The sequence below is a fragment of the Rhodococcus sp. C1 genome, from assembly GCF_020809065.1.
Lineage (GTDB): Bacteria > Actinomycetota > Actinomycetes > Mycobacteriales > Mycobacteriaceae > Rhodococcus_F > Rhodococcus_F qingshengii.
Window position 1 is genome coordinate 5,123,776 of sequence record NZ_CP078080.1, and the last position, 23,786, is coordinate 5,147,561.

Consider the following 23,786-nt stretch of genomic DNA (forward strand, 5'->3'; position numbering starts at 1 on the left):
TCAAGAAAGGGATTTGATGTCAGAGCTGAGCGAGGAACACCGACCGCGCAAAAGTGCAGTTCAAGTGGACTCCAGCATGTCGAAAACGCTGCACCACGGACTCGAGATCCTGGAACTCCTGACGTCCTATCCGCACGGCTTGTCGGTCACCGACATCGCCGACGGAGTGGGAGTCCACCGAACCGTCGCACATCGGTTGATCCGCACGCTCGAGGCTCATCACCTGTGCCGCAAGGACTCCTTCAAGCGCGTCACTCTCGGCGCCGGCCTGGTCACCCTCGCCGAACCGGTGGAACAGGATTTGCGCACTCTCGCTCGCCCGATACTTCAAGAACTTGCCGAGGCCACCGAGGCGACAGCGCACCTGGTGGTCCGCGAGAGCGATACCGAAGTGCGCGCGCTGATGGTGGTCGAACCGCGCAGCGCCAAGGTTCACGTCGCGTTTCATCCAGGGCAGGTCGATCCGATCGACCGCGGCTCCGCCGGGCTCTCCATCCTTGCCTCACTCCCGCCGACGAGCGGGGAACGAGAGGAAGTGACGGCGGCACGCGCACGCGGCTACGCAGTGACCGTCGGCGAGGTCATCCCGTCGGTCCTGGGAATCTCGGCGGTGATCCCCGGCCGACGCCGCGACGCCATCTCCAGCCTCGGAATTTCCGTCTTCGACTCCGAGGACCAAGCAGCGCTGGGCGCCGAGGTCATGGCAGCGGCAAAAACCCTCGGCAGCATGTTGCGCTGATCCGAACACCAGTCGAGCCCCGGGAATACCCGGGGCTCGACTTTGTTGACTCCGAATGAGATAGTTGAACAATCAACTACCTGACATCAGCTTCACGGATACAAGGAGTACGACATGCCTGCTGTGACAGTCGAGAACATCTTGGCCCTGCCCCGTCTCGACGAGCCGGCAGAGTCAGCAGTCGACCGCCCTGTCAAGAGCATCACCACCGCACCGGTCGGATACGAAGGTGAAGGCTTTCCCGTTCACCGCGCCTTCGCCGGCATCGACCTCTCCGCCCTCGATCCCTTCATCCACATGGACCAGATGGGCGAAGTCAACTACGCACCCGGAGAACCCAAGGGCACACCGTGGCACCCGCACCGCGGCTTCGAAACCGTGACCTACATGATCGACGGCATCATGGAGCACCAGGACTCCAATGGTGGCGGTGGCATTATCGGCGGCGGCGACACCCAGTGGATGACCGCGGGTGGCGGCATCCTCCACATCGAAACTCCGCCGGAGCACCTCGTCCTCAGCGGCGGCCTTTTCCACGGCGTCCAACTGTGGGTCAACCTGCCTCGCGACAACAAGATGGCATCTCCGCGGTACCAGGACATCACCGGTAACAAGGTGGCCCTGCTTTCCTCGCCGGACGGCGGAGCCTTGGTACGCGTCATCGCCGGAGACATCGCCGGCCACGCCGGACCTGGTTCGACGTACACACCGATCGCGCTCTCCCACACGACTGTGGCCCCGGGTGCGAGCCTGACGCTTCCGTGGAACCCCGAGTTCAACGCGATCGTCTACGTGCTCGCCGGCGAAGGCACGGTCGGGGCAGAGCGTCGGCCCATTCGTGTCGGACAGACAGCTGTCTTCGGACGCGGTGACTCCATCACCGTCGCCGCCTCCGATCGCCAGGATTCACGGACCGAATCTCTCGAGGTATTCATCCTCGGCGGCAAACCGATTCGTGAGCCCATCGCGATGGCCGGGCCGTTCGTCATGAACACCAAGTCCGAGGTCATGCAGGCCTTCGAGGACTTCCAGGCCGGACGCCTGGGATCCATCCCGGCGGCACACGAGACGCTGAGCTGACATGTCGTCGGTAGTCGTCCAGCGAGCTGACGAACGCGCGCATCTCAACTACGGCTGGCTCACGGCGCGTCACAGTTTCCCCTTCGCCGGAAACTTCGATCACGCCGCGTACGCGCATGGACTTCTGTTGGTGAACAACGACGACATCATCGAAGCCGACTACGGTTTCGACACTCATCAGCACCGCGACACCGAGATCGTGACGTGGGTGCTCAGCGGATCTCTGGTTCACCAGGATTCCGCTGGGCACTCCGGGGTCATCCATCGCGGACTCGCGCAGAGAATGAGCGCCGGTACCGGAATCCTGCACTCCGAGCGCAACGATCGCTTCCGGGCCGACGGCTCGCGTGTCACCGAGCCCGTTCACCTCGTCCAGATGTGGATACCCCCGGACGAATCCGGAGTGACTCCGAGCTATCAGGAACTCGACATCAACTCCGAACTCGACGGCGGTGGCCTGATCACCCTGGCGTCGGGGATGCCCGCGCATCGCGACCACAGCGCGATCAGCTTGCACAACAAACATGCGGCACTGCATGTTGCTCGCCTCGAGACCGGTGGGTCGGTATCTCTCCCGGATGCGCCGTACGTGCACGGCTTCATCGCCGGTGGCACTGTCGACGTCGAGGGAGTCGGATTGCTCGGTCCGGGAGATTCGTTGCGACTCAAGGATACTGGCGGTCAACGAGTCGAGGGAATCGGCGATGCGGAGATACTCGTGTGGGAGATGCACGCGTCGACGAACTGACGACACCACCGAGTACGCCCAATGTTCGGACTACACAGCAGGTTCGTCGTAGGGTGGATGCCGGTAGTGGCGGATCCCGATTGTGGTGGATCCCGGTGGTACAGAAGGAGGAGCCATGGCATCTGGTCGAGCACAGGCCCCACGGACGACACCGCACATCGATGTGCACCGCTCCGGCGATCGCTTGAAATCCCGCGTCTCCTGGCTGGATTCGAAACATTCGTTCTCGTTCGGACAGCACTACGATCCGGACAACACTCATCACGGATTGCTGCTCGTCAACAACGACGACACCGTACTGGCGGGAACCGGTTTCGACACCCATCCGCACAAGGACATGGAAATCGTGACCTGGGTGCTTCGCGGTTCGCTCGTGCACCAGGATTCCATCGGCCACACCGGCGTCATCTATCCGGGACTCGCCCAGCGCATGAGCGCCGGTACCGGAATCATGCACAGTGAGAAGAACGATTCGTGGCGTATCGGCGGCGAACAGCATTCCGACCCCGTGCATTTCATTCAGATGTGGGTGGTACCGGACGAAGGTGGACTGACCCCCGGTTACGAACAGCTCGAGATCGACGACGAACTGCTGCGCGGCGGTCTGATCCCGGTTGCCTCCGGGATGGAGCGCTACAAGGATCATTCGGCGATTCGCATCAACAACAAGAACGCCGCCATGCATGTCGCACGCATTCTGCCGGGCACCTCCGTGAATCTTCCGGGCGCACGGTTCCTGCACGTCTTCGTCGCGCAGGGCACTGCCGAGATGGAGGGCGTCGGCACACTGTACGAGGGCGATGCTGTCCGGTTGAGCGATTCGGGTGGCCAGCAGCTGACCTCCGACGCCGGGGCCGAAGTCCTCGTCTGGGAGATGCATTCACGTATCGGTGGTTGAGACCCGGTCTCGGCAGGACTCGGCGCGCTGGAGATACTCGACGGATGAGCATCGACAACTCCGCCGCGCCCGTCAAGAAGCTTGACCCACTCAACACATTGATGGGTGTGCGCGCCGTTTCGGTCGAGCCCGGGGACCTGGCCTTCGCGCAGGCCGTCGGCGAGCGATTCCACGATCACCGTGGCAAGACCGTGCTCGGTTCCATCGGAGTCATGATCGACGGTGCCATGGGTGGCGCGGTGTACTCGGGACTGACCTCGGGCCATCAGTCCGTGCTCGCGCAGGTCACGGTCAGTGCGGGCGCCGACATCCCCGACGTCGCGGACGTCGGTGCCACCGGAACACTCGTGCATCTCGACGACGGCGTCGGACTCGCATCCGGGCAACTTCGCGACGAGAACGGCACCCTTCTGGCAGTGATGGCCGGTCGCGCCATGGTGGTCTCGCGTCCCCCCGTCGTGGGAATCGACGACTACGTGGAGGGCGAGCCGCTGCCCGTCCCGACGCCGGAGAAGACAAGCGACCTGAGCGGGTTGTCCGGGTCCGACGTCGTCGAAGGAATCCGCGACGGCAAACTCGAACGCGGTCCACTCGCCGGTCTCCTCGATCTTGCTGTCGTCGACGTGACCCCGGGTTCCGTCGTCGGTGAGTTCGCACCCGTGGCCTGGATGGCCAACCCGTTGGGCGCCGTTCAGGGCGGTGTCCTCATCTCGGCAGTCGACGCCATCACTGGCCTGTCTGCCCAGACCCTGACCAGCGTCGACCAGGACTATCGCGTCCTCGACCACAAGATCGACTTCCTGCGCTCACCCGACATCGGCGGGCCGGTCTTGCGCGCCGAGGCCTCCGTGATTCGTGCCGGGCGCAGGCTCGCGCTGATCGAAACGCGCATCGTCGACGCCGGCGGACAGGTCTACGTACGGGCCACCTCGAGCATCCAGATGCTCTCCCAGCAAGTTCACAGCGGATAACCAGTTCCGCACCAGGTCGCCCGTCCACCATTGAGACAACAGCCCACACAATGGAGGTACAGCGGCGTGAACAAAGACATCGAAGCGAGCAGGCTGCGCGTGAGCCGTCGGCGGGCTCTCGCCCTCGGCGGAACCATCAGTCTCGGCGGGCTCATCGCAGCGTGCTCCGGCAACAGTGGCACCGCCACGACGACTTCGGCTGCGGCTGCGTCGACGACAAACACTTCCGGCACTTCCGCCGCGGCCACGTCCGGCGACGCTGTCACCGCACTTCTGGCCAAAGCACCGCAGTGTGTCATGAGCAAGGAAGAGACGCAGGGTCCCTACTGGTTCGACGTCGACTCCATTCGCGGCGACATCCGCGAGGACCGTCCGGGCACCACGCTGCAGGTTGCGATGCGCGTGCAGGACAACAGCCAGTGCAACGTCGACGGCAGCATCGGCGCGGTCAGTAACGCCGTCGTCGAGATCTGGCACTGCGACGCCGGCGGCGTGTACTCCGGCTTCGAATCCGGTTCGCTGAGCGCCAACGGCGGCGGCGGTGGCGGAACTCCCCCGGCCGGCGGGATGGGTGAACCTCCGTCAGGTGCACCCGGAGGCGGAATGGGCGAACCACCGTCAGGCGCCCCCGGCGGAATGGGCGGCGGCATGGGAGGGTCCGGTGAGACCTCCGACGGTTCGTACAGCGTCGGCGACACCGAAGCCACCACCACCGACGACGGTACCTATCTGCGCGGGGCGCAGACCACCGATGCAAACGGCATCGCACAGTTCACCACGATCTTCCCCGGCTGGTACATGGGCCGCACCACCCACATCCACGTCAAGGTTCACATCGACAAGAAGACGGTCCTCACGTCGCAGACCTTCTTCGACGAGACCCTTCTCGACGAGGTGTACTCGCAGTCCCCGTACAGCGAGCACACCGGTCGTGAGAACAACACGAACAACGCCAGTGACGGCATCTACGACGACACCGGCCTCATGACCGTCGAAAAGCAGTCGGACGGGTCCTACCTCGCCGTCATCAACCTGGGTATCGACGCCTGAGGTAGGAGCCCGGTCAGCTGCCGACGTATGCCGCGAGGTGCTTTCCGGTGAGGGTGGAGCCGTCGGCGACGAGCTCCTCGGGAGTGCCCTCGAAGACGATCCGACCGCCGTCGTGACCCGCACCAGGGCCGAGGTCGATGATCCAGTCTGCGTGTGCCATCACCGCTTGGTGGTGCTCGATCACGATGACTGACTTGCCGGAATCGACCAGTCGATCGAGCAGGCCGAGCAACTGCTCGACGTCGGCCAGGTGCAGTCCGGTGGTCGGCTCGTCGAGGACGTACACGCCGCCCTTCTCACCCAGGTGGGTTGCCAGCTTGATGCGCTGACGCTCACCGCCCGACAGCGTCGTCAACGGCTGGCCGATCGTGAGGTATCCGAGCCCCACGTCGACCAGTCGGACGAGGATCTTGTGCGCAGCGAGGGTCTTGGCCTCACCGTCGCCGAAGAACTCCTCGGCCTCGGCCACCGACATCGTGAGAACCTCGTTGATGTCCTTGCCACCGAATTTGTATTCGAGTACCTCGGCTTGGAAGCGCTTGCCCTCGCACTCCTCGCAGAGAGTGGCAACGCCGGCCATCATCGCCAGGTCGCTGTAGATGACGCCGTTGCCGTTGCACGTCGGGCAGGCGCCCTCGGAGTTGGCACTGAAGAGCGCCGGCTTCACGCCGTTGGCCTTGGCGAATGCCTTGCGAATCGGGTCGAGCAGCCCCGTGTACGTCGCCGGGTTGCTCCGACGCGAGCCGCGGATCGCGCTCTGATCGACCGACACCACGTCTTCGCGTTTCGCGAGCGAGCCGTGGATCAGCGAACTCTTGCCCGACCCGGCGACACCGGTGACCACGACCAGGACGCCGAGCGGTACGTCGACGTCGACGTCCTGCAGGTTGTGTGAGTTCGCTCCACGAATCTCGATTGCTCCGGTGGACTCCCGCACGGTCTCTTTGATTGCGGCCCGGTCGTCGAAGTGACGGCCGGTTACGGTGTCGCTGGCACGCAAACCGTCGACGGTGCCCTCGAAGCAGACGTTTCCGCCGGCGCTACCCGCACCCGGACCGAGGTCGACGATGTGATCGGCGATCACGATCGTCTCCGGCTTGTGCTCGACCACGAGCACGGTGTTGCCCTTGTCCCGCAGGCGCAGCAGTAGGTCGTTCATCCTCGCGATGTCGTGCGGATGCAGGCCGGTGGTGGGCTCGTCGAAAACATACGTGATGTCGGTGAGCGAGGAACCCAGGTGACGAATCATCTTGGTGCGCTGAGCTTCACCGCCGGAGAGGGTTCCCGACGGCCGATCGAGACTGAGGTAGCCGAGTCCGATCTCCACGAACGAGTCGAGCGTTTCACCGAGCGTCGTGAGCAACGGCGCGACCGACGGTTCCTTCAGTCCGCTGACCCATTCCGCGAGATCGCTGATCTGCATCGAGCAGGCGTCGGCGATGTTGACGCCCTTGATCTTCGACGACCGCGCCCCCTCGCTCAGTCGCGTCCCGTCGCATTCGGGGCAGGTGGTGAACGTGATCGCCCGCTCGACGAAAGCCCGGATGTGGGGCTGCATCGCGTCGACGTCCTTGGCCAGGAACGACTTCTGAATCTGCGGAATCAGACCCGTGTACGTCAGGTTGATGCCTTCGACCTTGATCTTGGTCGGCTCTTTGTAGAGCAGATCGTTCAGTTCCTTCTTGGTGTACTTCTTGATCGGCTTGTCGGGATCGAAGAAGCCGCAGCCGCGATAGATCCGGCCGTACCAACCCTCCATGCTGTAACCGGGCACCGTGATCGCACTCTCGTTGAGCGACTTGGTGTCGTCGTACAACGCGGTCAGATCGAAATCGTTGACCGCCCCTCGTCCCTCACACCGCGGACACATGCCGCCGGTGATCTTGAAGCTGCGACGCTCTTTCGTCTGACGTCCGCCGCGTTCCATCGTGACCGCGCCTGCTCCGGAGATCGAGGCCACGTTGAACGAAAACGCCTGGGGCGAACCGATGTGAGGCTTTCCGAGACGGCTGAACAGGATGCGGAGCATCGCGTTGGCGTCGGTGGCGGTTCCGACGGTCGAGCGCGGGTCGACTCCCATCCGCTGCTGATCGACGATGATCGCGGTGGTCAGGCCGTCGAGAACATCGACGTCCGGCCGCGCGAGCGTCGGCATGAATCCTTGAACGAAAGCGCTGTAGGTCTCGTTGATCATCCGCTGCGATTCCGCGGCGATCGTACTGAACACCAGCGAACTCTTCCCCGAACCGGAGACGCCGGTGAATACCGTCAGCCTCCGCTTCGGGATCTCGACACTGATGTCTTCGAGGTTGTTCACCCGCGCGCCTTGCACGCGGATCAAATCGTGGCTGTCTGCGGTGTGCAAGGCAGTCATCGTGTCTCCATCTGTCAGTCGATCGCCGACGGTCTCAGCGCAGTTGACGGGCTCAGCGCAGTTCTTGAATACGGATCAGGTTTCCCGCTGGGTCCCGGACGGCGCAATCGCGAACGCCGTACGGCTGCTCGGTCGGTTCCTGGACGACGTCGATGTCGCCGGCCTGAAGCCGCTCGAACGTGTCGTCCAGATCTTTGGTGGCCAGGAGAAGTCCGCCGTAGGTGCCCTTGGCCATCATCTCGATGATGGTGCGGCGCTCCTCGTCGGTGATTCCGGGATCGACGGCCGGCGGATGCAGCACGATGGAGGTGCCGGGCTGGCCGGGCGGCCCCACCGTGATCCAACGCATCCCGTCGTAGCCGACGTCGTTGCGAACCTCGAAGCCGAGCGTGTCGCGATAGAAGTTCAGGGCGGCTTCAGGGTCGTCCTGCGGAAGGAAACTCGAGTGAATGGTGATGTCCATGGCGATCACGTTAATTGCGGCTGCGCGGTCTGCGCTTCTCGATTCCTGATCGGTCTGGTGACTTGTTTGGACACGCAGGACGGCATTCCTGCCGTCGACTGCTCGGCCTCGCGCCGATAGACACTGGGCGGAACCCCCACCAATTCGGTGAACTTGCTGCTGAAAGTGCCGAGAGAGCTGCAACCGACCTCGAAGCAGACGTCCGTGACACTGAGGTCTCCGCGCCGCAGTAACGCCATCGCTCGCTCGATTCGCCTGGTCATCAGGTAGGCGTACGGCGGTTCTCCGTATGCCTGACGGAATTGGCGACTGAGATGCCCCGCAGACATGTTCACTCCCCGCGCGAGCGCCTCCACGTCCAGAGGCCGCGCGTACTCCCGGTCGATACGGTCTCGCACACGTCGTAGTCGCGCGAGGTCCTGCAGGTGCGGATCTGCGGCAGGTCTGCTGGTCACGTATTCGATCGTGCCATGCCATACCGACGTTGCCCAGCACAAGAGATGAACTCGGCGTGGAGCGATCGCGCACACACCGAGCAGTTCGTCATGATCGTGTAAGGATGGAGAAATGACCACGGCTCATCGCTCAGGCATCGACCTCACCCACCTCGACGGCGACACACGGGCGCAGGACGATCTGTTCGTCCACGTCAACGGAAAATGGCTCGCCGAATACGAGATTCCGGCAGACCGCGCAGTCGACGGGGCCTTCCGGACGCTCTACGACAAGGCCGAAGAAGACGTACAGACCATCATCACCGAAGCCGCGGAGTCCAACTCGGCCGCCGGTACCGATGCACAGCGCATCGGCGACCTGTACTCGAGCTTCATGGACGCCGACGCCGTGGAGGCCGCAGGCCTCGGCCCCATCGACGACGAGCTCGACGCCGTCGCCGATGCGCCGGACCGGTCGTCGCTGGCCACCGTGATCGGACGCCACCAGCGCGTCGGCGTCGGCGGTGCCATCTCGCATTACGTCGACACCGATGCCAAGAACTCCGAGCGGTACCTGATCCACTTCAGCCAGTCGGGAATCAGCCTCCCCGACGAGTCGTACTACCGCGAGGACAACTACGCGGAGATCCGCGAGAAGTACGTCGCGCACATCGACAAGATGTTCACCCTGGCCGGCGTCGGGTACGACGCCCAGCGTGTGTTCGAACTCGAGAAGAAGATCGCGGCCGGGCACTGGGACGTCGTCAAGCGTCGTGACGCAGATTTGAGTTACAACCTGGTGGGCTTCGAGGAACTGACCGAGCAGAACCCCGGTTTGGACTGGGCTGCGTGGCTGTCGGGTCTCGGCGCCGATTCGGAGAAGTTCGCCGAGATCGTGGTCCGCCAGCCCGATTTCCTGCACACCTTCACCGCACTCTGGGCGTCGGAGTCACTGGACGACTGGAAGGCATGGGCGGCGTGGAAGGTGCTTCATGCCCGCTCCCCTTATCTGCATTCGGCCCTGGTCGACGAGACTTTCGCTTTCTACGGCACCACACTGTCCGGGACCGAAGAGAACCGTGAGCGCTGGAAGCGCGGGGTAAGCCTGGTCCAGGATCTGCTCGGCGAGGCCGTCGGCAAGCTCTACGTCGATCGACACTTCCCCGCAGAGGCGAAGACCCGCATGCTGGAACTGGTCGCAAACCTGCAGGAGGCGTACCGCCGCAACATCTCCGACCTCGAGTGGATGAGCCCGCAGACTCGTGAGGCTGCATTGGCCAAGCTCGAGAAGTTCACCCCGAAGATCGGTTACCCCGACAAGTGGCGCGACTACGCCGGACTCGAGATCTCGGCAACCGACCTGGTGGGCAACTACCGTCGCGGATACGCCGCCGAGTACGACCGTGACCTGGCCAAGCTGGGCGGCCCCGTCGACCGTGACGAGTGGTTCATGACGCCGCAGACCGTCAACGCCTACTACAACCCGGGCATGAACGAAATCGTCTTCCCCGCAGCCATTCTCCAGCCGCCGTTCTTCGACGCGGCAGCCGACGACGCTGCCAACTACGGCGGCATCGGCGCCGTCATCGGCCACGAGATCGGTCACGGATTCGACGATCAGGGCGCCAAGTACGACGGCGACGGCAACATGGTCGACTGGTGGACCGACGAGGACCGCAGCGAATTCGGCAAGCGCACAAAGGCTCTCATCGAGCAGTACAACGAGTTCGAGCCCAAGGAACTGCCGGGCCACCACGTCAACGGCGAGTTCACGATCGGCGAGAACATCGGCGACCTCGGCGGGCTGTCGATCGCGATCGCGGCGTACAAGATCGCGACCGAAGGTACCGAACCTCCGGTCATCGACGGACTCACCGGCTTGCAGCGCGTGTTCTTCGGGTGGGCGCAGGTATGGCGCACGAAGGCCCGTGAGGCCGAAGCGCTTCGCCGTCTGGCCGTCGACCCGCACTCGCCGCCGGAGTTCCGGTGCAACGGCGTCGTCCGAAACCTCGACACGTTCCACGAGGAGTTCGACGTCAAGCCCGGTGACGCACTGTATTTGGAGCCGGAGAAGCGTGTGAAGATCTGGTAGCAGGGGCAAGCCCCTGTGTGCGCTTAGGGACCCCTGGACTCCCTGAGCGCGCACGGGGCCGAAGGCCTACCGGGCGTACATGATCACCCCGACGCCGACCAGACAGATCAGCGCACCGGCGATGTCGAAACGATCCGGGCGGAATCCGTCCATCACCACCGCCCACAGCAGTGAACCTGCGACGAAGATCCCGCCGTACGCGGCGAGGATGCGCCCGAAGTTCGCATCGGGTTGCATGGTGGCGACCAGACCGTAGAGGCCGAGCGAGATGACGCCGAGCCCCACCCAGATCCATCCCTTGTGCTCGCGAATTCCCTGCCACACCAACCACGCGCCCCCGATTTCGAGCAGCGCGGCGAGTACGAACAGCAACAGCGAACGTGCGACGGTCATGCCGCACACAGTATCGCTACAGACGTACTCCGGTCTCCGCGGAAAAGAAGTACACCTCGCCGGCCTTGGGCAGCAGATGAAGCGACTCCCCCGGTGCCACCGACATCTTCCGGTCGACGCGAATGACGATTCGACCGGATCGGCTCTGCCACTGCGAATCCGGGGCACCCTTTGCATAGACGAACGATTCGGCTCCCAACTCTTCGAGCAGATCGGCATCCACGGCCAGCGAGCCCTTTCGCCACGCTCCCACCAGATCCCACGATTCCGGGCGCACTCCCACGACGACCCGCTCCCGCTCGGACGCCCCGGTGGGCAGCGGAATCCGCAGATCACCGAGCACTGCGACGGTTCCCTCGACCGGCGCTTCGATCAGGTTCATGCCGGGCGATCCGATGAAGGCGGCCACAAAGGTGTTGACGGGGTTGTCGTAGAGTTCGCGCGGCTTCGCCACCTGCTGCAAGCGACCGTCCAGCATCACCGCCACTCGGTCCCCCATCGTCATCGCCTCGACCTGATCGTGGGTGACGTAGACCGTCGTGGTGCCGAGTCGACGCTGTAGGGCGGCGATCTGCGACCGTGTGCTGACGCGCAGTTTGGCGTCCAGATTACTGAGTGGTTCGTCCATGCAGAACACCTTGGGATGGCGAACGATGGCTCTACCCATGGCAACTCGCTGACGTTGCCCGCCCGACAGCTTTGCCGGTTTCCGTCCGAGCAAGGGTTCGAGTTCGAGCATCCGCGCGGCCTCGAGTACCCGCTCCCGGCGCTCCGTCTTTCCCACTCCGGCATTCTGGAGCGCGAAGCCCATGTTCTGCTCGACGGTCATGTTCGGGTACAGCGCGTAACTCTGAAACACCATGGCGACGTCACGTGCTCGCGGAGCGAGGTGCGTGACGTCCGTGCCGCCGATCTCGATCCGACCGTCCGACGCGGACTCGAGACCGGCGAGCATTCGGAGGCTGGTGGACTTACCGCAACCGGAAGGTCCTACGAGTACCAGGAACTCACCGTCGGCGATGTCGAGGTCGAGACGGTCGACTGCCGGTCGATCAGTTCCTTCGTAGCGGTGCGTGACTCCCGCGAATTGCACGTTGGCCATGAGTGTTCTCTCCTACTACTTCGGCAGCTTGGGGGTGATCTGCCGGTCGATGATCTGCTGCAACTGCGTGGCAACGCCGGCGAATGTCGATGCGACGTCGGCCTTCTGGAGAGCGATCTGCTCGAGTCCGGTGCCGATGATCTGATCCCCACCCGGGACGAACACGCGTGCGTAGTCCTGCGAGCGCGTACGCGAGAGCTGATCCACAGCGGTACGGGAGTTGGGGTTCGCGTCGAGGAACGCCTTCATGCTCGGCTCCGAGGTTGCCGACTTGCGGACCGGCATGTAGCCGACGTTCTGCGAGAAGTACGCCGTGTTCTCACCATTGGTGATGAAGTCGATGAACTTGAGCGCGTTCTTCTTACGCTGATCGGAGATCTTGGACGGGATGGCAAGCCCGGCACCGCCGGTGGGGCAACCGGGAGTTCCGTCCACTGCCGGGAGGAAAGCGGTGCCGAAGTCGAAGTTGGCAGTCTTCTTGATGCCGGACAGATCGCCCGTCGACGCGATGGTCGACGCCAGAATGCCGGTACCGAATTCGTTTGCGATGTCAGTGGAGACCGCGGCGTACTTCTTGTCGTGAATCATGCTGGAGAGGAACTGCCCTGCGGCAATGGTCTTCTCGTTGTCGAGCTGCAGATTCCACTGGTCGGAGTACGAGCCGCCGAACGTCCAGATTGGGCCTTCGTAGGTCCAGCCGAGGTAATCCTTCGCGTTGCCCCACCCGTGTGCCAACTTGCCGTTGCCCACGACCTTCTGCAGCTCGGGTCCCCACTCGTCGAACTCCTGCCATGTCGCCGGCCCACGGTCGGGAAGACCTGCCTGCGACCAGACCGCCTTGTTGTAGTAGAACAACGGCGTCGACCGCGCGTAGGGAAGCGCATAGTGCTTGCCCTGGAACAGGTAGTCGGCGAGCAGTGAATCGACGTAGTCGGCCGAGTCGACCCCCACCTCGGAGAAGAGTCCGTCGAGCGGCTCGATTGCCCCGGCCAGTGCATAGTTGAACCACCAGACATCCGACAGCACAACCACATCGGGCACATCTCCACCGGAGAGGGCAGCGTTGAACTTCTGTGCCACCTCTTCGTAGTTCTTGCCGCCGTCCACCAAGTTGACCTTCAGGTCCGGGTACTTGGTCTGGAAGCGGTTGATCAGTTCCTTCTCCACGTCGGTGGACTTACCCGGATGGTTCGACCAGAAGGTGATGGTGTTGGAATCACCCGACGCACCGGATGTTCCCGCAGCATCAGCGCTCGACCCGCCGGATCCCGCGCACGCGGTCAGTGCGGCGCCGGCGGCGATTGCACCGCCGAGGCTCAAGAATCCGCGCCTGTTCATGTTTGCCATTACTGCTCCTCGAGAAAGAAATGTGACGGGAAAGCTGTCAGCCCTTGACCGCACCGGAGGTGAGGCCCTTGATCATGTGTCGTTGCAGCAGAAGGAAAATCACCAGGATCGGTAGCATCGTCAGCACCGTTCCTGCCATGACCGGACCCCAGTTGGTAAGTCCGTCGTTGTTCTGCAGTTGGGTCAATCCGATCGGCAGCGGCGCTACCGAGGAATCGTCGGACATGAGGAACGGCCACAGGTACTCGTTCCATTCGTTGACCACCGTGATGATGCCGAACGCCACCATCGTGGGTCCGGAAACGGGGAGCACCACGCGCCAGAGCAACCGCCAGTGGCCGGCTCCGTCCATCCGCGCCGCCTCGACGATCTCCGAAGGGATCGAGAGGAAGTGGTTGCGCATGAGGAACGTACCGAAGGCTACACCCGCGAGCGGAACTATGATGCCCTGGAACGTGTTACGCCAGCCCCACTCTGCCACGAGCGCGTAATTCGAGATCACGGTGATCTGGTTCGGAACCATCAATGCGGCGATGATTCCGAGAAAGACGAAGTTCTTCCCCGGAAAGCGCAGGAAAACAAGCCCATAGGCGCTGAGAGTCCCGAGAACGAACTTCGCCGCCGACAGAATCGTCGTGATCACTATCGAGTTCCGCAAGAACATCCAGAACGGGACCGATGTGGTTGCTTCCGAATAGTTTTCGGGATGCAGCGACGACGGCCACCACGTTGCCGGCTGCGTGTAGATCTCCGGGCGCTCCTTGAACGAGGTCATCACGATCCAGTAGAGCGGCAGGACGATGATGACCAACGCGATCACCATTGCCGCATAGCCGAGGATCTTCACACCGACCTCACGCCGGTCCACGTTCTTGCGGTCCGGCCCCGGCCTAACGACGGAAGTCGGAGCAGCGCTTTTCTTTTCCTCTACCGCTGTCATTTCTCTTCTCCCCGATCCATGGCACGAACCTGGTAGACGGTGATGATCAGCAGGATCAGGAACATGATGGTGGCAACCGTCGCACCGTAGCCCGCCCGGAAGTTTCGGAACGTCTCGTTGTACACCTGGTAGACCATCGTCGTCGTCCCCGTACCCAGCGGGCCACCACGGGTCATGACGTTGATGATGTCGAAGACCTGGAGCGAGTTGAGCATGACGGTGATGGAGAGGAAGAACGTCGTCGGGCGCAACTGAGGTAGGAGCACCCGGCGGAACTTGGTCCACGGCTTGGCGCCGTCGATTTCGGCAGCTTCGTTCAGCTCCTGCCGAACTCCTTGCAGTGCAGCGAGATAGATGACAAACGTGTACCCGAGGTTCTTCCACATGTATGTCACCGTCACCATGAACAGCGCCCAGTGGGGATCCTGATAGAAGTCGGGCGATTGGAGTCCGACACGGTGCAGGAGATCCTGGATCAGGCCGAAGTTGGGGTCGAAGACGAACTGAAACGCGACACCGATCGCTGCACCGGAGATCACGAACGGCGCGAAGATGGCCGACCGAACCAGGTTTCGCCCGACGAGCTTGCGATCGAGCAGCATGGCCAACGCCAAACCGATGACCATCGAACCCACCACTGTAACCAACGTGAATATCACTGTGTTGGTGACGATCTCCCAGGTGTCGCTTCGTCCGAACCACTCGCGGTAGTTGCTCAGCCCGATGAACGTCGCCTTCGGGTCCGCAATGTTCCAGTCGAAGAACGAAAGTCGGATGTTGTCCACCAGCGGGCGATAGGTGAACAAGATCAGCAACGCGAGATTGGGGCCGACCAAGAGCGCGAAGAGCGCGTAATCACGCCATGGTCTGCCCCACAGACCTGGCTTGCCTGAAGTGGGCAGCGTTCTTTCCGGACTCGATCTCACTGAGGCAGTCTGACCGCCCGCAACGAATGAATGGTGAACGTACAAGACACTCGAGCTGAACGCGACACGAAAAAGGCCCTGCGCGAATACTTCTCGCGCAGGGCCTTCCTCGTCGATGTCTAGCGGTTCCAGTCGCCCAATCCGTCGGCGCCGCTGAGGACTCCACCTGCGGTGTTCTGCACGATCACCGGGTCACCCTTGCCTGCGTTCTCGAAGAACCACTTGGCGTCCTCGGTGCTGACATTGAGGCAGCCGTGGCTGACGTTGGTGAAACCTTGTTGCGCAACCGACCACGGAGCGGCATGGACGAAGATGCCACTGTAGGAAATTCGTGTCGCGTACTCGACGTAGGTGCGGTAACCCTCGGGAGAATCGATCGGGACGCCGTACGTGGACGAATCCATGTACATGTCGCGCAACTGCTCGCCGACGATGTACGTGCCGTTCGGTGTTTCGTGACCCGGCTTGCCGAACGACGTCGGCATGGTGCGCACGACCTCACCGTTGCGGGTGACGGTGACCTGCTTGGTGTTGTCGTCCGCGACGGTGACGAGTGCGTCACCGATGTTGAACGTGGAGTGCGAATCACCGGCGTCGACGGTCACGGAGATGTTCGCCGGCCAGAACTGTGTCGGCTTCCAACGGACCTGGCTGTCGTTGATCCAGTAGAAGCTGCCCTCGACCGGCGGATCGGTGGTCACGCGAATCGCGCGTTCGGCCGTAGCACGGTCGCCGACGGCCTCGTTGAATCGAATGATGATCGGTTGCGCGATACCGACGGTCTCGCCCGCGGACGGATTGAGCGACGGCGCGGAGAAGTTGGGAGCGCCGATGGGCGCCTGGATCGGCGTACCCGGGATGCCCGGAACCGGAATCGCCGGATCGAGGTACGGAACGCCGGGAATGACGGGCAACGGAATGTCCGGTCCACCGGGGAAGAGAGGAACGGCCGCGGAAGGTCCGGCGAGAGCCAGGCCGGCAGCCACCGCTCCGACGATTGCCACGGCAACCCGTGACGTCCGACGACCCTGTTTGCTGCCCATGTCACTACCTTCGCTCGAATGACCACGTACTCACGTGGAGTTTGCGCGGCCGGCATCGATACCCGCCTGGTACCGATGCCGATGCACCATTCGGACACACCCGCTCGGAGCACACCTACACACCCGAGCACGCCGAAGAGAGCAAACCGCGCATTTCCATAGTCATTAACACACAAATGCGGCAATCGAGCAATTCGGATGTTCGCCCAAACGTTGCTATCCCTCGCTGCGGGCAGCCGCCAACATGGATTCGATGGAGATGAGTTTGGTTCGCGGCCGTCCGGTTGCGGCACCGGATGCGCGTTCTGCCTTGTCGATCCGCTGCCAACCTTGATAGTCCACCTGATCCGGCGACCGGTCTGCCAACAAAACCTGCAACTTGTCGGCATCCTCGGTCGGGGTGGCGAGGCGCCCACCAGCGAAGTCGTCGAAGATCATCGACACGGTCTCGGCGGAGCAGTACTTGTTGGTGCCGATCACGCCAGTCGGTCCGCGCTTGATCCAACCCGCGACGTAGACACCCGGGATCGGCGTGCCGGTCTCGGTGTCGATTACTCTGCCGTTCTCGTTGGGGATCACGCCGCGAGCGTCGTCGAAGGGCAAGTCGGCCATCGGTGTGCCGCGGTATCCGACCGACCGAAGCACCAGTGAAGTGTCGATCGTCTCCTCGGTTTCGGTAGGCCGGGCGGAGAGCTGACCGGTCGGCGTTGCCACCAATTCGTTTTTCACGATCCGCACCTGTGAGACTGCACCGTCGCCGAGGACCTCGACGGGAGAGGTGAGGAACCGGAGAACGATCCGCTTGCGAGAAGGATCTGCGGTACGCGAAGCAAATTCCTGCGCCTGCTTGACCTTGAGCAGGACGGACGGCTCGGCGGCATCGCTGTCCACGAACGCCTGACTGGCCTCGTCGAGTTCGGCTTCGATCGGGTCGACGACTACGTCCACGTTCGCCATCTGTCCGAGCGCCAACAGTTCGGGATTGGTGTACGCGGCCTGCGCCGGCCCACGACGCCCGAGAATGACCACCTCACGAATCTTGCTGTTCCGCAGCGCTTCCAATGCATGCTCGGCGAGGTCCGTCTTCGCAAGCTGGTCAGGGTCGGTCACCAGGATGCGTGCGACGTCGAGTGCGACGTTGCCGTTTCCGACGATCACCGCTCGCTCGCCGGACAGATCGAAAGTCCGATCGGCATATCCCGGGTGGCCGTTGTACCAGGCGACGAACTCGGTGGCGGCGTGACTTCCCGGCAGATCCTCGCCCGGGATCTCGAGCTTGCGATCCCCGGCAGCGCCCACCGCGTAGATCACTGCGTGGTGATGGTCCAAGAGTTCCGAATGCGAGATGTGGGTGCCCACCTCGACGTTGAAGTGGCAGCGCACAGTCTTCTTCGCGACCACGGCGCGGAACTGATCGGTGACGCCTTTGGTTCCGGGATGATCCGGCGCCACGCCGGCGCGCACCAAACCGTATGGAGTGGGAAGTCGATCGAACATGTCGACCTCGACGCGAGGCTTGCCGGTCAGTTCCATCGCCGCGTAGCAGGCGGCCGGGCCGGAGCCGACGATCGCTACTTTCAGCGTTCCCAGTTCGGGATCGATCTTGGCCATCGTGATCGGCTCGGGCCAATCCGGGCCCATCGGATGCTTCTCGAAGTACGACGCGTTCATCTGCAGGTACGGCGCGTCGTCCTCGTCGAGTTCGTTGTCCGGGAAGATCGCCTCGACCGGGCATTCGTCCACACACGCACCACAATCGATGCAGGTGTCGGGATCGATGTAGAGCATTTCGGTGGTCGCGAACGGGGCTTCGTCCGGTGTCGGGTGAATGCAATTGACCGGACACACGTCAACACACGAGGCGTCGTTGCAGCACGGCTGCGTGATCACATACGCCATGACATTCCCCTATCCCTGAAACACGAAGCTCGAACTGGTTCCCAGACTATAACGTGTTCCAATTTGGCGCGAGAATCGTTTTCAGATCACCCCATTGCGCTTCAGCAGCCACACCGCCTGCACGGTGGCGTGACCTCGCCATTCCAACGCCGCGACGGGCGAATAGCTGTCGAAATCCACCGCCCAACCGCCGTCGCCATGTTGTCGCGCAGCGAGCGCAGACAGTTCGGACTCGATCACTGATGCGTCGAACAACGCGCGGGTCGGGCCGCCGGGAAGCGGTGAGAAATCGAGGGGCCGCATGAATTCGCCCTCGGCTCCCCCGTCCACGTGAACCAAGCCGTCAGCCGGGATACGCGAACCAAGAGTGCTCACCAACGACGACGCTTCGGGACTGTTCCGGTGAACCGGGTCGAGAAACTGCAAGGCAAAGGCCAGCTCGAGGGCATGCAGAGAATCCGCCCCGTCGATCGCGTCGAGGCAATATCGAACGGCAGAGGCGAACCACGGATGTTCGGCGACGGCCTCGTCGAATTCGGCGACGCGAGCCGCTGCAGCACACACGATGCTGGTGATCTGCAACGACGGCGCCAACGGATCCGCGCTCACCCAGAAGGGCGCACAACCGGCCGGGTCGGCAATCGGAAAGGCAAAGGGCAAACCGCCGCCTGCCAGCGAATTGGTCTGCAACCAACCGCACAGCTCGACGGCTCTGGGCGTCGGCGTTCCGATGTCGGCAAAGGCTTCGAAGGCGTGCAGCGCGCCGCCAGGTTGGCTCGATGCCGAGCGAAGATCCGGTTCGAGTCCCCAGCCGTACCCACCGTCCGGGTTGCGATAACTGTCCACAGCCGCCAATGCCGCGGTCCGGTCACCCTGTCCGAGAATCAAATTCAGTCGATGCCGATCGAGAGTTCTGGCATGTCCCGCCATGAACCCGACGGCCGCCCTGAGATCAACACTCATGAACGACGACTCAAGATTCGTCGCCGTCGAGCCGGAAGCCGACCTTCAACGTGACCTGGAAATGCGCCACGGCGCCGTTCTCGATGTGACCGCGAGTTTCCACCACCTCGAACCATTCGAGGTTGCGCACCGTCTCGTTCGCCCGGGCGATGGCGGTGCGAATTGCCGCGTCACTGCTCTCGGTGGACGAGCCGACGATCTCGGTCACCCGGTACACGTTGCTGCTCATGGCATTCCCTTCGTGTCAGATTCGACGAACCAACTCCTGCGCCTCGGCACCGAGCCTCGCAAGGCGAAGATCACCGAGAGCTGTCACAGCACTACCCAACCTGTTGGTGGTGAAACCGAGCGAGAGTCCGCTGGACAGGTCCGCATACGCGCCTGAACCGCCGACTCCGTAGTGGCCTATCGCATTCCGCGGCTGCCGCCGCGCGGCAATGATCGGCGGGTGGTAACCGAGAGTCCAGTTGGGCCGCACCGCCAGCACGTAATCCCGATCGCGAGTCTGGATGGTCGACATCTGGTCGATGGTCGATTCCTTCAGGAACCGCTTCCCGTCGATCACGCCGCCGTTCGCGATGGCGCCGTACATCTTCGCGAGAGCACGCGCGCTGAACACTCCGTTCCAGCCCGGCATGACGGCGTCGTGGACAGCCGGGTTGCGCACCATGACGTCGAAACCGTCCGGCATCGCGGCCTCCGCGAGTCCGCGAGTCGGACCGACGTGTGAGAGCACGGTCGACGCGAAGGCCCAGTTCAAGCCGGCAGGGTTGATATGTGGGAACAGCTTCGCGATCCGTGGACGCTCGGTTTCGGGTACGCGGTACCAGAATTCGTCGACTCCGAGGGGCTTCGCTATCTCCGCTTGTACGACGTCGATGAACGGCTGACCGGACACCCTGGCCACAAGTTCGGCTACCAACCAGCCGTAGGTCACAGCGTGATAGCCGGGGCCTCGAAGCCGACGCGGATCCGGTTTCTCGGCAGCCAGGGCGGCAACGACCGCGTCGTAGTCCATCAGGTCGAGGGGATGCGGCATCAAGCCGCGAACTCGGTGAAGGCCCGCGCGATGTGACATCAGTTCACGGACGGTGATCTTGTCCTTGCCGGCCGCCGCGAATTCAGGCCAGTACCGAGCAACCGGGGCGTCGTAGTCGATCAACCCACGTTCGGCGAGTCGGTGAACGACGGTGCTGGCGACGCCTTTGCCGGTCGAGAACGACAGCGACACCGTGTCGTGGTCCCAGCGCCGATCACGATCGGCATTGCCGGCCCAGATGTCGAGAACTTTCTCGCCTCCCAGGTACACGACCAGCGCGCCGCCGCCTTGTTGCGGTTGGCGATACATCGCGAAAAAGCGGTCGGCCAAGGGAAGGAATCGCCGGTCCACGTACAGCTCGGTGCGCGAAGGCACCTCCACCCGGGCGAGCGAACCCCGTCGTGCACTGGGAGTCATCGCGTCCTCCGATCCCCGCTGATCAAGTTGTCCGGTCACCCGATCGGTGGCAGGAGCTTGACACCATTGTGACCACTGTCACGCAAGAGGCTCAGGGCCGGGGTGCCCTCACGGGGTGACCCACGTCGAAGTGCCGTCGCTGAAACATCCCTGACCTGTGGCGATATTGAAAACAAGGGTGGGACCACCTGAGCAGATCGCCCCGACGTCCGCGTCACCCACTGCCGCTCTGCCGCCAGGTCCGCTGAGCACCACGGCAAAGGGTGAGGAGTCGGTGCGACCGAGTGCGAGCGAACCCGGGCCGTACGCGACCGCGGCAAGTAACCCACCGCGTGACTCCGCCGCAGCAACGCCGCCGAAGAGGCCGAGGCCTGCCGACCTGCCGCCGTCTCGAGAATCCGCGACGCCGACGCCGTCGCCCTCGACGTGTGAAATCGCGTAACTGGAGGGATCTGCCACCGCTCGGCATGCGGATGACCCGTCGACGATCGTCTGATCTTGCCCGCGCGCCGAACAATCCAACGTCGCGGCAGACGCTGTTCCGCTACCGAGTGACAATCCGAAGGCGGCAAGAATCACACCGCCCGCCGCTAAGCTTGCTGCTCGCATTTTCCGGCGATCCATATCCAACCCCCACAGTGCATTCGACGTGACCGTACATTCGACGTCTGATCGAATTACCCGATATGTCCGCCTCTGACGCTACCCGTCTTTGTTCTTCCGATCGCGGTCCTTGCTCGGTTGAACACGTTTGGGTTCACCGGGCATTTTGGGATAGTTCGGCGGGTACGGCAGATCGCCCAGTCCCGCCGCCAGATCCTTCTCCCACATCTCCAACAGAACATCGAGGGCAAAGGCCTTGTCGTGCATGGCTTCCATCGGATCACCACGATCGGCGAGCAAGCCGGGAACCGTGGCGATGGTGCAGTCGTCTGGATGCACGTCGCGCAGTTCGTCCCAGGTCACCGGCGTCGACACAGTTGCGATCGGCGTCTTACGAGCGGAATACGCCGCCGCGATCGTCCGGTCACGGGCATTCTGATTGAAGTCGATGAAGATCCGTTCACCCCGCTCTTCCTTCCACCACGCGGTTGTGGCGCGATCGGCACTACGACGCTCGACTTCACGGGCGAGGGCGATACCCGCGTGGCGGACCTCGACAAAATCCCAGCGCGCCTCGAGCGGGATGTAGACGTGAAGGCCTCGGCCACCGGACGTCTTGGGAAATCCTTCCAATCCCAACTCGGCGAGCAGAGGGCGAAGGACCTCGTCCGCGATGGCAACGGCCTCGTCGAACCCGGTCCCCGGTTGCGGATCGAGATCGATGCGCAGTTCGTCCGGGTGGTCGGTGTCCGGGCACCGCACGGCCCAGGGATGAAACGTGACAGTCCCGAGATTGGCGGCCCACACGATGTTCGCAGCACTTCGCACTCGAAGGACGTCGGCCTTGCGACCCGACGGGAACGTGACCTCGCAGGATTCGACGTGCTCGGGCCGCTTTGCCGGCAGCCGCTTCTGGTAAACCTCTTCGCCCTCGATGCCGTCGGGGAATCGCTGAAGATGCGTGGGCCGATCTTGGAGCGCCCGCAACGCTGCACCCTGCAGCGCCACCGTTCGGTAGTACTCGACAAGATGCCGTTTGGTTCCGCCGTCCTCACCCAACTGCGGATAGTAGATCTTGTCCGGGCTCGACAATCGGACCGCGATCCCGTCGACGTCCAGTTCCTCTGCCGGGCTCGCCATCACTTACCGCCTGCAAGAACATCCGCGAAGTCGTATCGCACCGGAACCTCCAACTGATCGAATGTGCATTCGTCGGGCACCCTGTCCGGACGCCAGCGCAGGAATCGTGCAGCGTGCCGAAAGCGTTCCCCTTCCATCTGGTCGTACGCCACTTCGAGCACCCTCTCAGGACGAAGCGGAATCCAGGAGCGGTCTGCGGCCGATCTCCACCGGCTGGCCTCTCCCTCGGCTACAACGTCGTCCCCGAGGCGCAAAGGTTCGAGTTCGGCCAACAACTCGATCCGCCGCGCCGCGGTGAAAGCAGAAGCGCCACCGACCATCTTCAATTCGGAACCGTCGTACAGACCAAGAAGCATCGACCCGATACCTGGCTGACTCTTGTGGGGACGGTAGCCCAGCAGTACGACATCCGCGGTCCTGGCGTGTTTCACCTTGATCATCTCGCGCTTGTTCGGCAGGTACGGTCCCGCCAGCTTCTTGGCGACAACCCCGTCGAGACCCGCGCCTTCGAAGGTTTCGAACCAGGCCATTGCTTCGGCGCTGTCGGCCGTCGCTGCCGTGACGTGGCAACTCGGCCCGCCACCGACGCAATCGAGGAGCAACGCACGTCGAACCCCGAAGTCCTCGATCGAGACGTCGCGATCCCCGAGCGCCAGTAAATCGAACCCGACAAATTGCGCGGGCGTCTGTTCCGACAACAATGCGACGCGGCTCGCGGCGGGGTGAATCCGCTCGGAGAGCGCTTCCCAACTCAGGCGCGTCACACCGTCGATCTCACGGGGAACCACCAGTTCTCCGTCCACCACACATTTTTCGGGCAATTCAGACTTGACGGCTTCCACCGCCTCGGGAAAGTACCGCGCCAAGTCCTTTCCTCCTCGCGATCCGAGCACCACTTCGTCACCGTCACGAAAGATGATTGCTCGAAATCCGTCCCATTTCGGCTCGTACGACCACGTCGGGTCACCGGACTCGGGCTGAGGCGGCACAGTGGCCGCAGCCTTCGCGAGCATCGGGGCAAGCGGCGGCATCAGGGGTAGCTCCACCTACCCATACTGACAGTCCGGTTGGCAATTCGACTACCGATGTATTGGAATAGGTCCCGAACAATCCACGAACCAACAG

Annotated in this window: 23 protein-coding genes; 7 read left to right on the plus strand and 16 right to left on the minus strand. The window is 63.0% G+C overall.

Annotated elements, in window-relative coordinates:
* Positions 1-16: 16 nt before the first annotated feature.
* From KTR60_RS23545 to KTR60_RS23570, 6 genes are all read left to right on the plus strand, one after another.
* Entirely contained in the window at positions 17-739 is a 723-nt protein-coding gene (locus KTR60_RS23545; RefSeq protein ID WP_003939719.1) for an IclR family transcriptional regulator, read from the plus strand.
* 114 nt (positions 740-853) lie between these two features.
* The gene (locus KTR60_RS23550; protein ID WP_007731415.1) at positions 854-1,819 is read left to right on the plus strand and encodes a pirin family protein; all 966 of its coding nucleotides are present in this window, start codon (positions 854-856) and stop codon (positions 1,817-1,819) included.
* Between the two features lies 1 nt (position 1,820).
* Positions 1,821-2,567 carry a pirin family protein gene (locus KTR60_RS23555; protein ID WP_003939960.1) on the plus strand — a complete coding sequence of 249 codons (747 nt, stop codon included), beginning with the start codon at positions 1,821-1,823 and terminating at the stop codon, positions 2,565-2,567.
* Between the two features lie 115 nt (positions 2,568-2,682).
* Positions 2,683-3,465: a pirin family protein gene (locus tag KTR60_RS23560; protein WP_003940511.1), complete on the plus strand. Its 783-nt coding sequence runs from the start codon at positions 2,683-2,685 to the stop codon at positions 3,463-3,465.
* Positions 3,466-3,509: 44 nt separating this feature from the next.
* A complete protein-coding gene (locus tag KTR60_RS23565) occupies positions 3,510-4,436 on the plus strand; it encodes a PaaI family thioesterase (RefSeq protein WP_003940082.1) in 927 nt (308 codons plus the stop codon).
* A 66-nt stretch (positions 4,437-4,502) separates the two neighbouring features.
* Positions 4,503-5,486, plus strand: a complete 984-nt coding sequence (locus KTR60_RS23570) for a protocatechuate dioxygenase (protein ID WP_228401303.1) — start codon at positions 4,503-4,505, stop codon at positions 5,484-5,486.
* A 13-nt stretch (positions 5,487-5,499) separates the two neighbouring features.
* Here the strand turns inward: KTR60_RS23570 and KTR60_RS23575 are convergent, their stop codons facing one another.
* From KTR60_RS23575 to KTR60_RS23585, 3 genes are read right to left on the minus strand one after another with little or no spacing between them, the layout of a single operon-like run.
* On the minus strand, positions 5,500-7,860 hold the full coding sequence (locus tag KTR60_RS23575) for an ATP-binding cassette domain-containing protein (RefSeq protein ID WP_007731409.1): 2,361 nt from the start codon (positions 7,858-7,860) through the stop codon (positions 5,500-5,502).
* A 52-nt stretch (positions 7,861-7,912) separates the two neighbouring features.
* Positions 7,913-8,323 (minus strand): VOC family protein, encoded by a 411-nt coding sequence (locus tag KTR60_RS23580; RefSeq protein WP_003940539.1) that lies wholly within the window; start codon positions 8,321-8,323, stop codon positions 7,913-7,915.
* Positions 8,324-8,328: 5 nt separating this feature from the next.
* Complete coding sequence (locus KTR60_RS23585) at positions 8,329-8,778, minus strand: helix-turn-helix transcriptional regulator (RefSeq protein ID WP_030535180.1); 450 nt, start codon at positions 8,776-8,778, stop codon at positions 8,329-8,331.
* 112 nt (positions 8,779-8,890) lie between these two features.
* On the opposite strand from KTR60_RS23585, the gene KTR60_RS23590 reads away from it, so the two are divergent.
* Positions 8,891-10,849, plus strand: coding sequence for a M13 family metallopeptidase (locus KTR60_RS23590; RefSeq protein WP_058037706.1), 1,959 nt, complete (start codon positions 8,891-8,893; stop codon positions 10,847-10,849).
* Between the two features lie 66 nt (positions 10,850-10,915).
* Here the strand turns inward: KTR60_RS23590 and KTR60_RS23595 are convergent, their stop codons facing one another.
* The 13 genes from KTR60_RS23595 to KTR60_RS23655 form a co-directional block, all read right to left on the minus strand.
* Entirely contained in the window at positions 10,916-11,242 is a 327-nt protein-coding gene (locus KTR60_RS23595; protein WP_003940244.1) for a YnfA family protein, read from the minus strand.
* A gap of 16 nt (positions 11,243-11,258) precedes the next feature.
* Positions 11,259-12,344: an ABC transporter ATP-binding protein gene (locus tag KTR60_RS23600; RefSeq protein ID WP_007731405.1), complete on the minus strand. Its 1,086-nt coding sequence runs from the start codon at positions 12,342-12,344 to the stop codon at positions 11,259-11,261.
* 15 nt (positions 12,345-12,359) lie between these two features.
* The gene (locus KTR60_RS23605; protein WP_003940485.1) at positions 12,360-13,691 is read right to left on the minus strand and encodes an ABC transporter substrate-binding protein; all 1,332 of its coding nucleotides are present in this window, start codon (positions 13,689-13,691) and stop codon (positions 12,360-12,362) included.
* Between the two features lie 37 nt (positions 13,692-13,728).
* The gene (locus KTR60_RS23610; protein ID WP_003939837.1) at positions 13,729-14,631 is read right to left on the minus strand and encodes a carbohydrate ABC transporter permease; all 903 of its coding nucleotides are present in this window, start codon (positions 14,629-14,631) and stop codon (positions 13,729-13,731) included.
* A complete protein-coding gene (locus KTR60_RS23615; protein WP_193594955.1) occupies positions 14,628-15,602 on the minus strand; it encodes a carbohydrate ABC transporter permease in 975 nt (324 codons plus the stop codon). Before KTR60_RS23615 ends, KTR60_RS23610 begins: the two co-directional genes overlap by 4 nt.
* 74 nt (positions 15,603-15,676) lie before the next feature.
* Positions 15,677-16,600, minus strand: coding sequence for a L,D-transpeptidase (locus KTR60_RS23620; RefSeq protein WP_064113418.1), 924 nt, complete (start codon positions 16,598-16,600; stop codon positions 15,677-15,679).
* A gap of 216 nt (positions 16,601-16,816) precedes the next feature.
* Entirely contained in the window at positions 16,817-18,499 is a 1,683-nt protein-coding gene (locus KTR60_RS23625) for an FAD-dependent oxidoreductase (protein ID WP_007731395.1), read from the minus strand.
* 81 nt (positions 18,500-18,580) lie between these two features.
* On the minus strand, positions 18,581-19,462 hold the full coding sequence (locus KTR60_RS23630) for a hypothetical protein (RefSeq protein ID WP_228401304.1): 882 nt from the start codon (positions 19,460-19,462) through the stop codon (positions 18,581-18,583).
* Positions 19,463-19,472: 10 nt separating this feature from the next.
* Positions 19,473-19,691 carry a dodecin gene (locus KTR60_RS23635; protein WP_003939815.1) on the minus strand — a complete coding sequence of 73 codons (219 nt, stop codon included), beginning with the start codon at positions 19,689-19,691 and terminating at the stop codon, positions 19,473-19,475.
* 15 nt (positions 19,692-19,706) lie between these two features.
* On the minus strand, positions 19,707-20,918 hold the full coding sequence (locus KTR60_RS23640) for a serine hydrolase domain-containing protein (protein ID WP_003940004.1): 1,212 nt from the start codon (positions 20,916-20,918) through the stop codon (positions 19,707-19,709).
* Positions 20,919-21,026: 108 nt separating this feature from the next.
* Entirely contained in the window at positions 21,027-21,527 is a 501-nt protein-coding gene (locus KTR60_RS23645; protein WP_007731389.1) for a DUF6764 family protein, read from the minus strand.
* A gap of 93 nt (positions 21,528-21,620) precedes the next feature.
* Positions 21,621-22,661, minus strand: coding sequence for a non-homologous end-joining DNA ligase (ligD, locus tag KTR60_RS23650; RefSeq protein ID WP_003940248.1), 1,041 nt, complete (start codon positions 22,659-22,661; stop codon positions 21,621-21,623).
* Positions 22,661-23,707 (minus strand): ATP-dependent DNA ligase, encoded by a 1,047-nt coding sequence (locus KTR60_RS23655; RefSeq protein ID WP_039973226.1) that lies wholly within the window; start codon positions 23,705-23,707, stop codon positions 22,661-22,663. Before KTR60_RS23655 ends, ligD begins: the two co-directional genes overlap by 1 nt.
* Between the last annotated feature and the right edge of the window lie 79 nt (positions 23,708-23,786).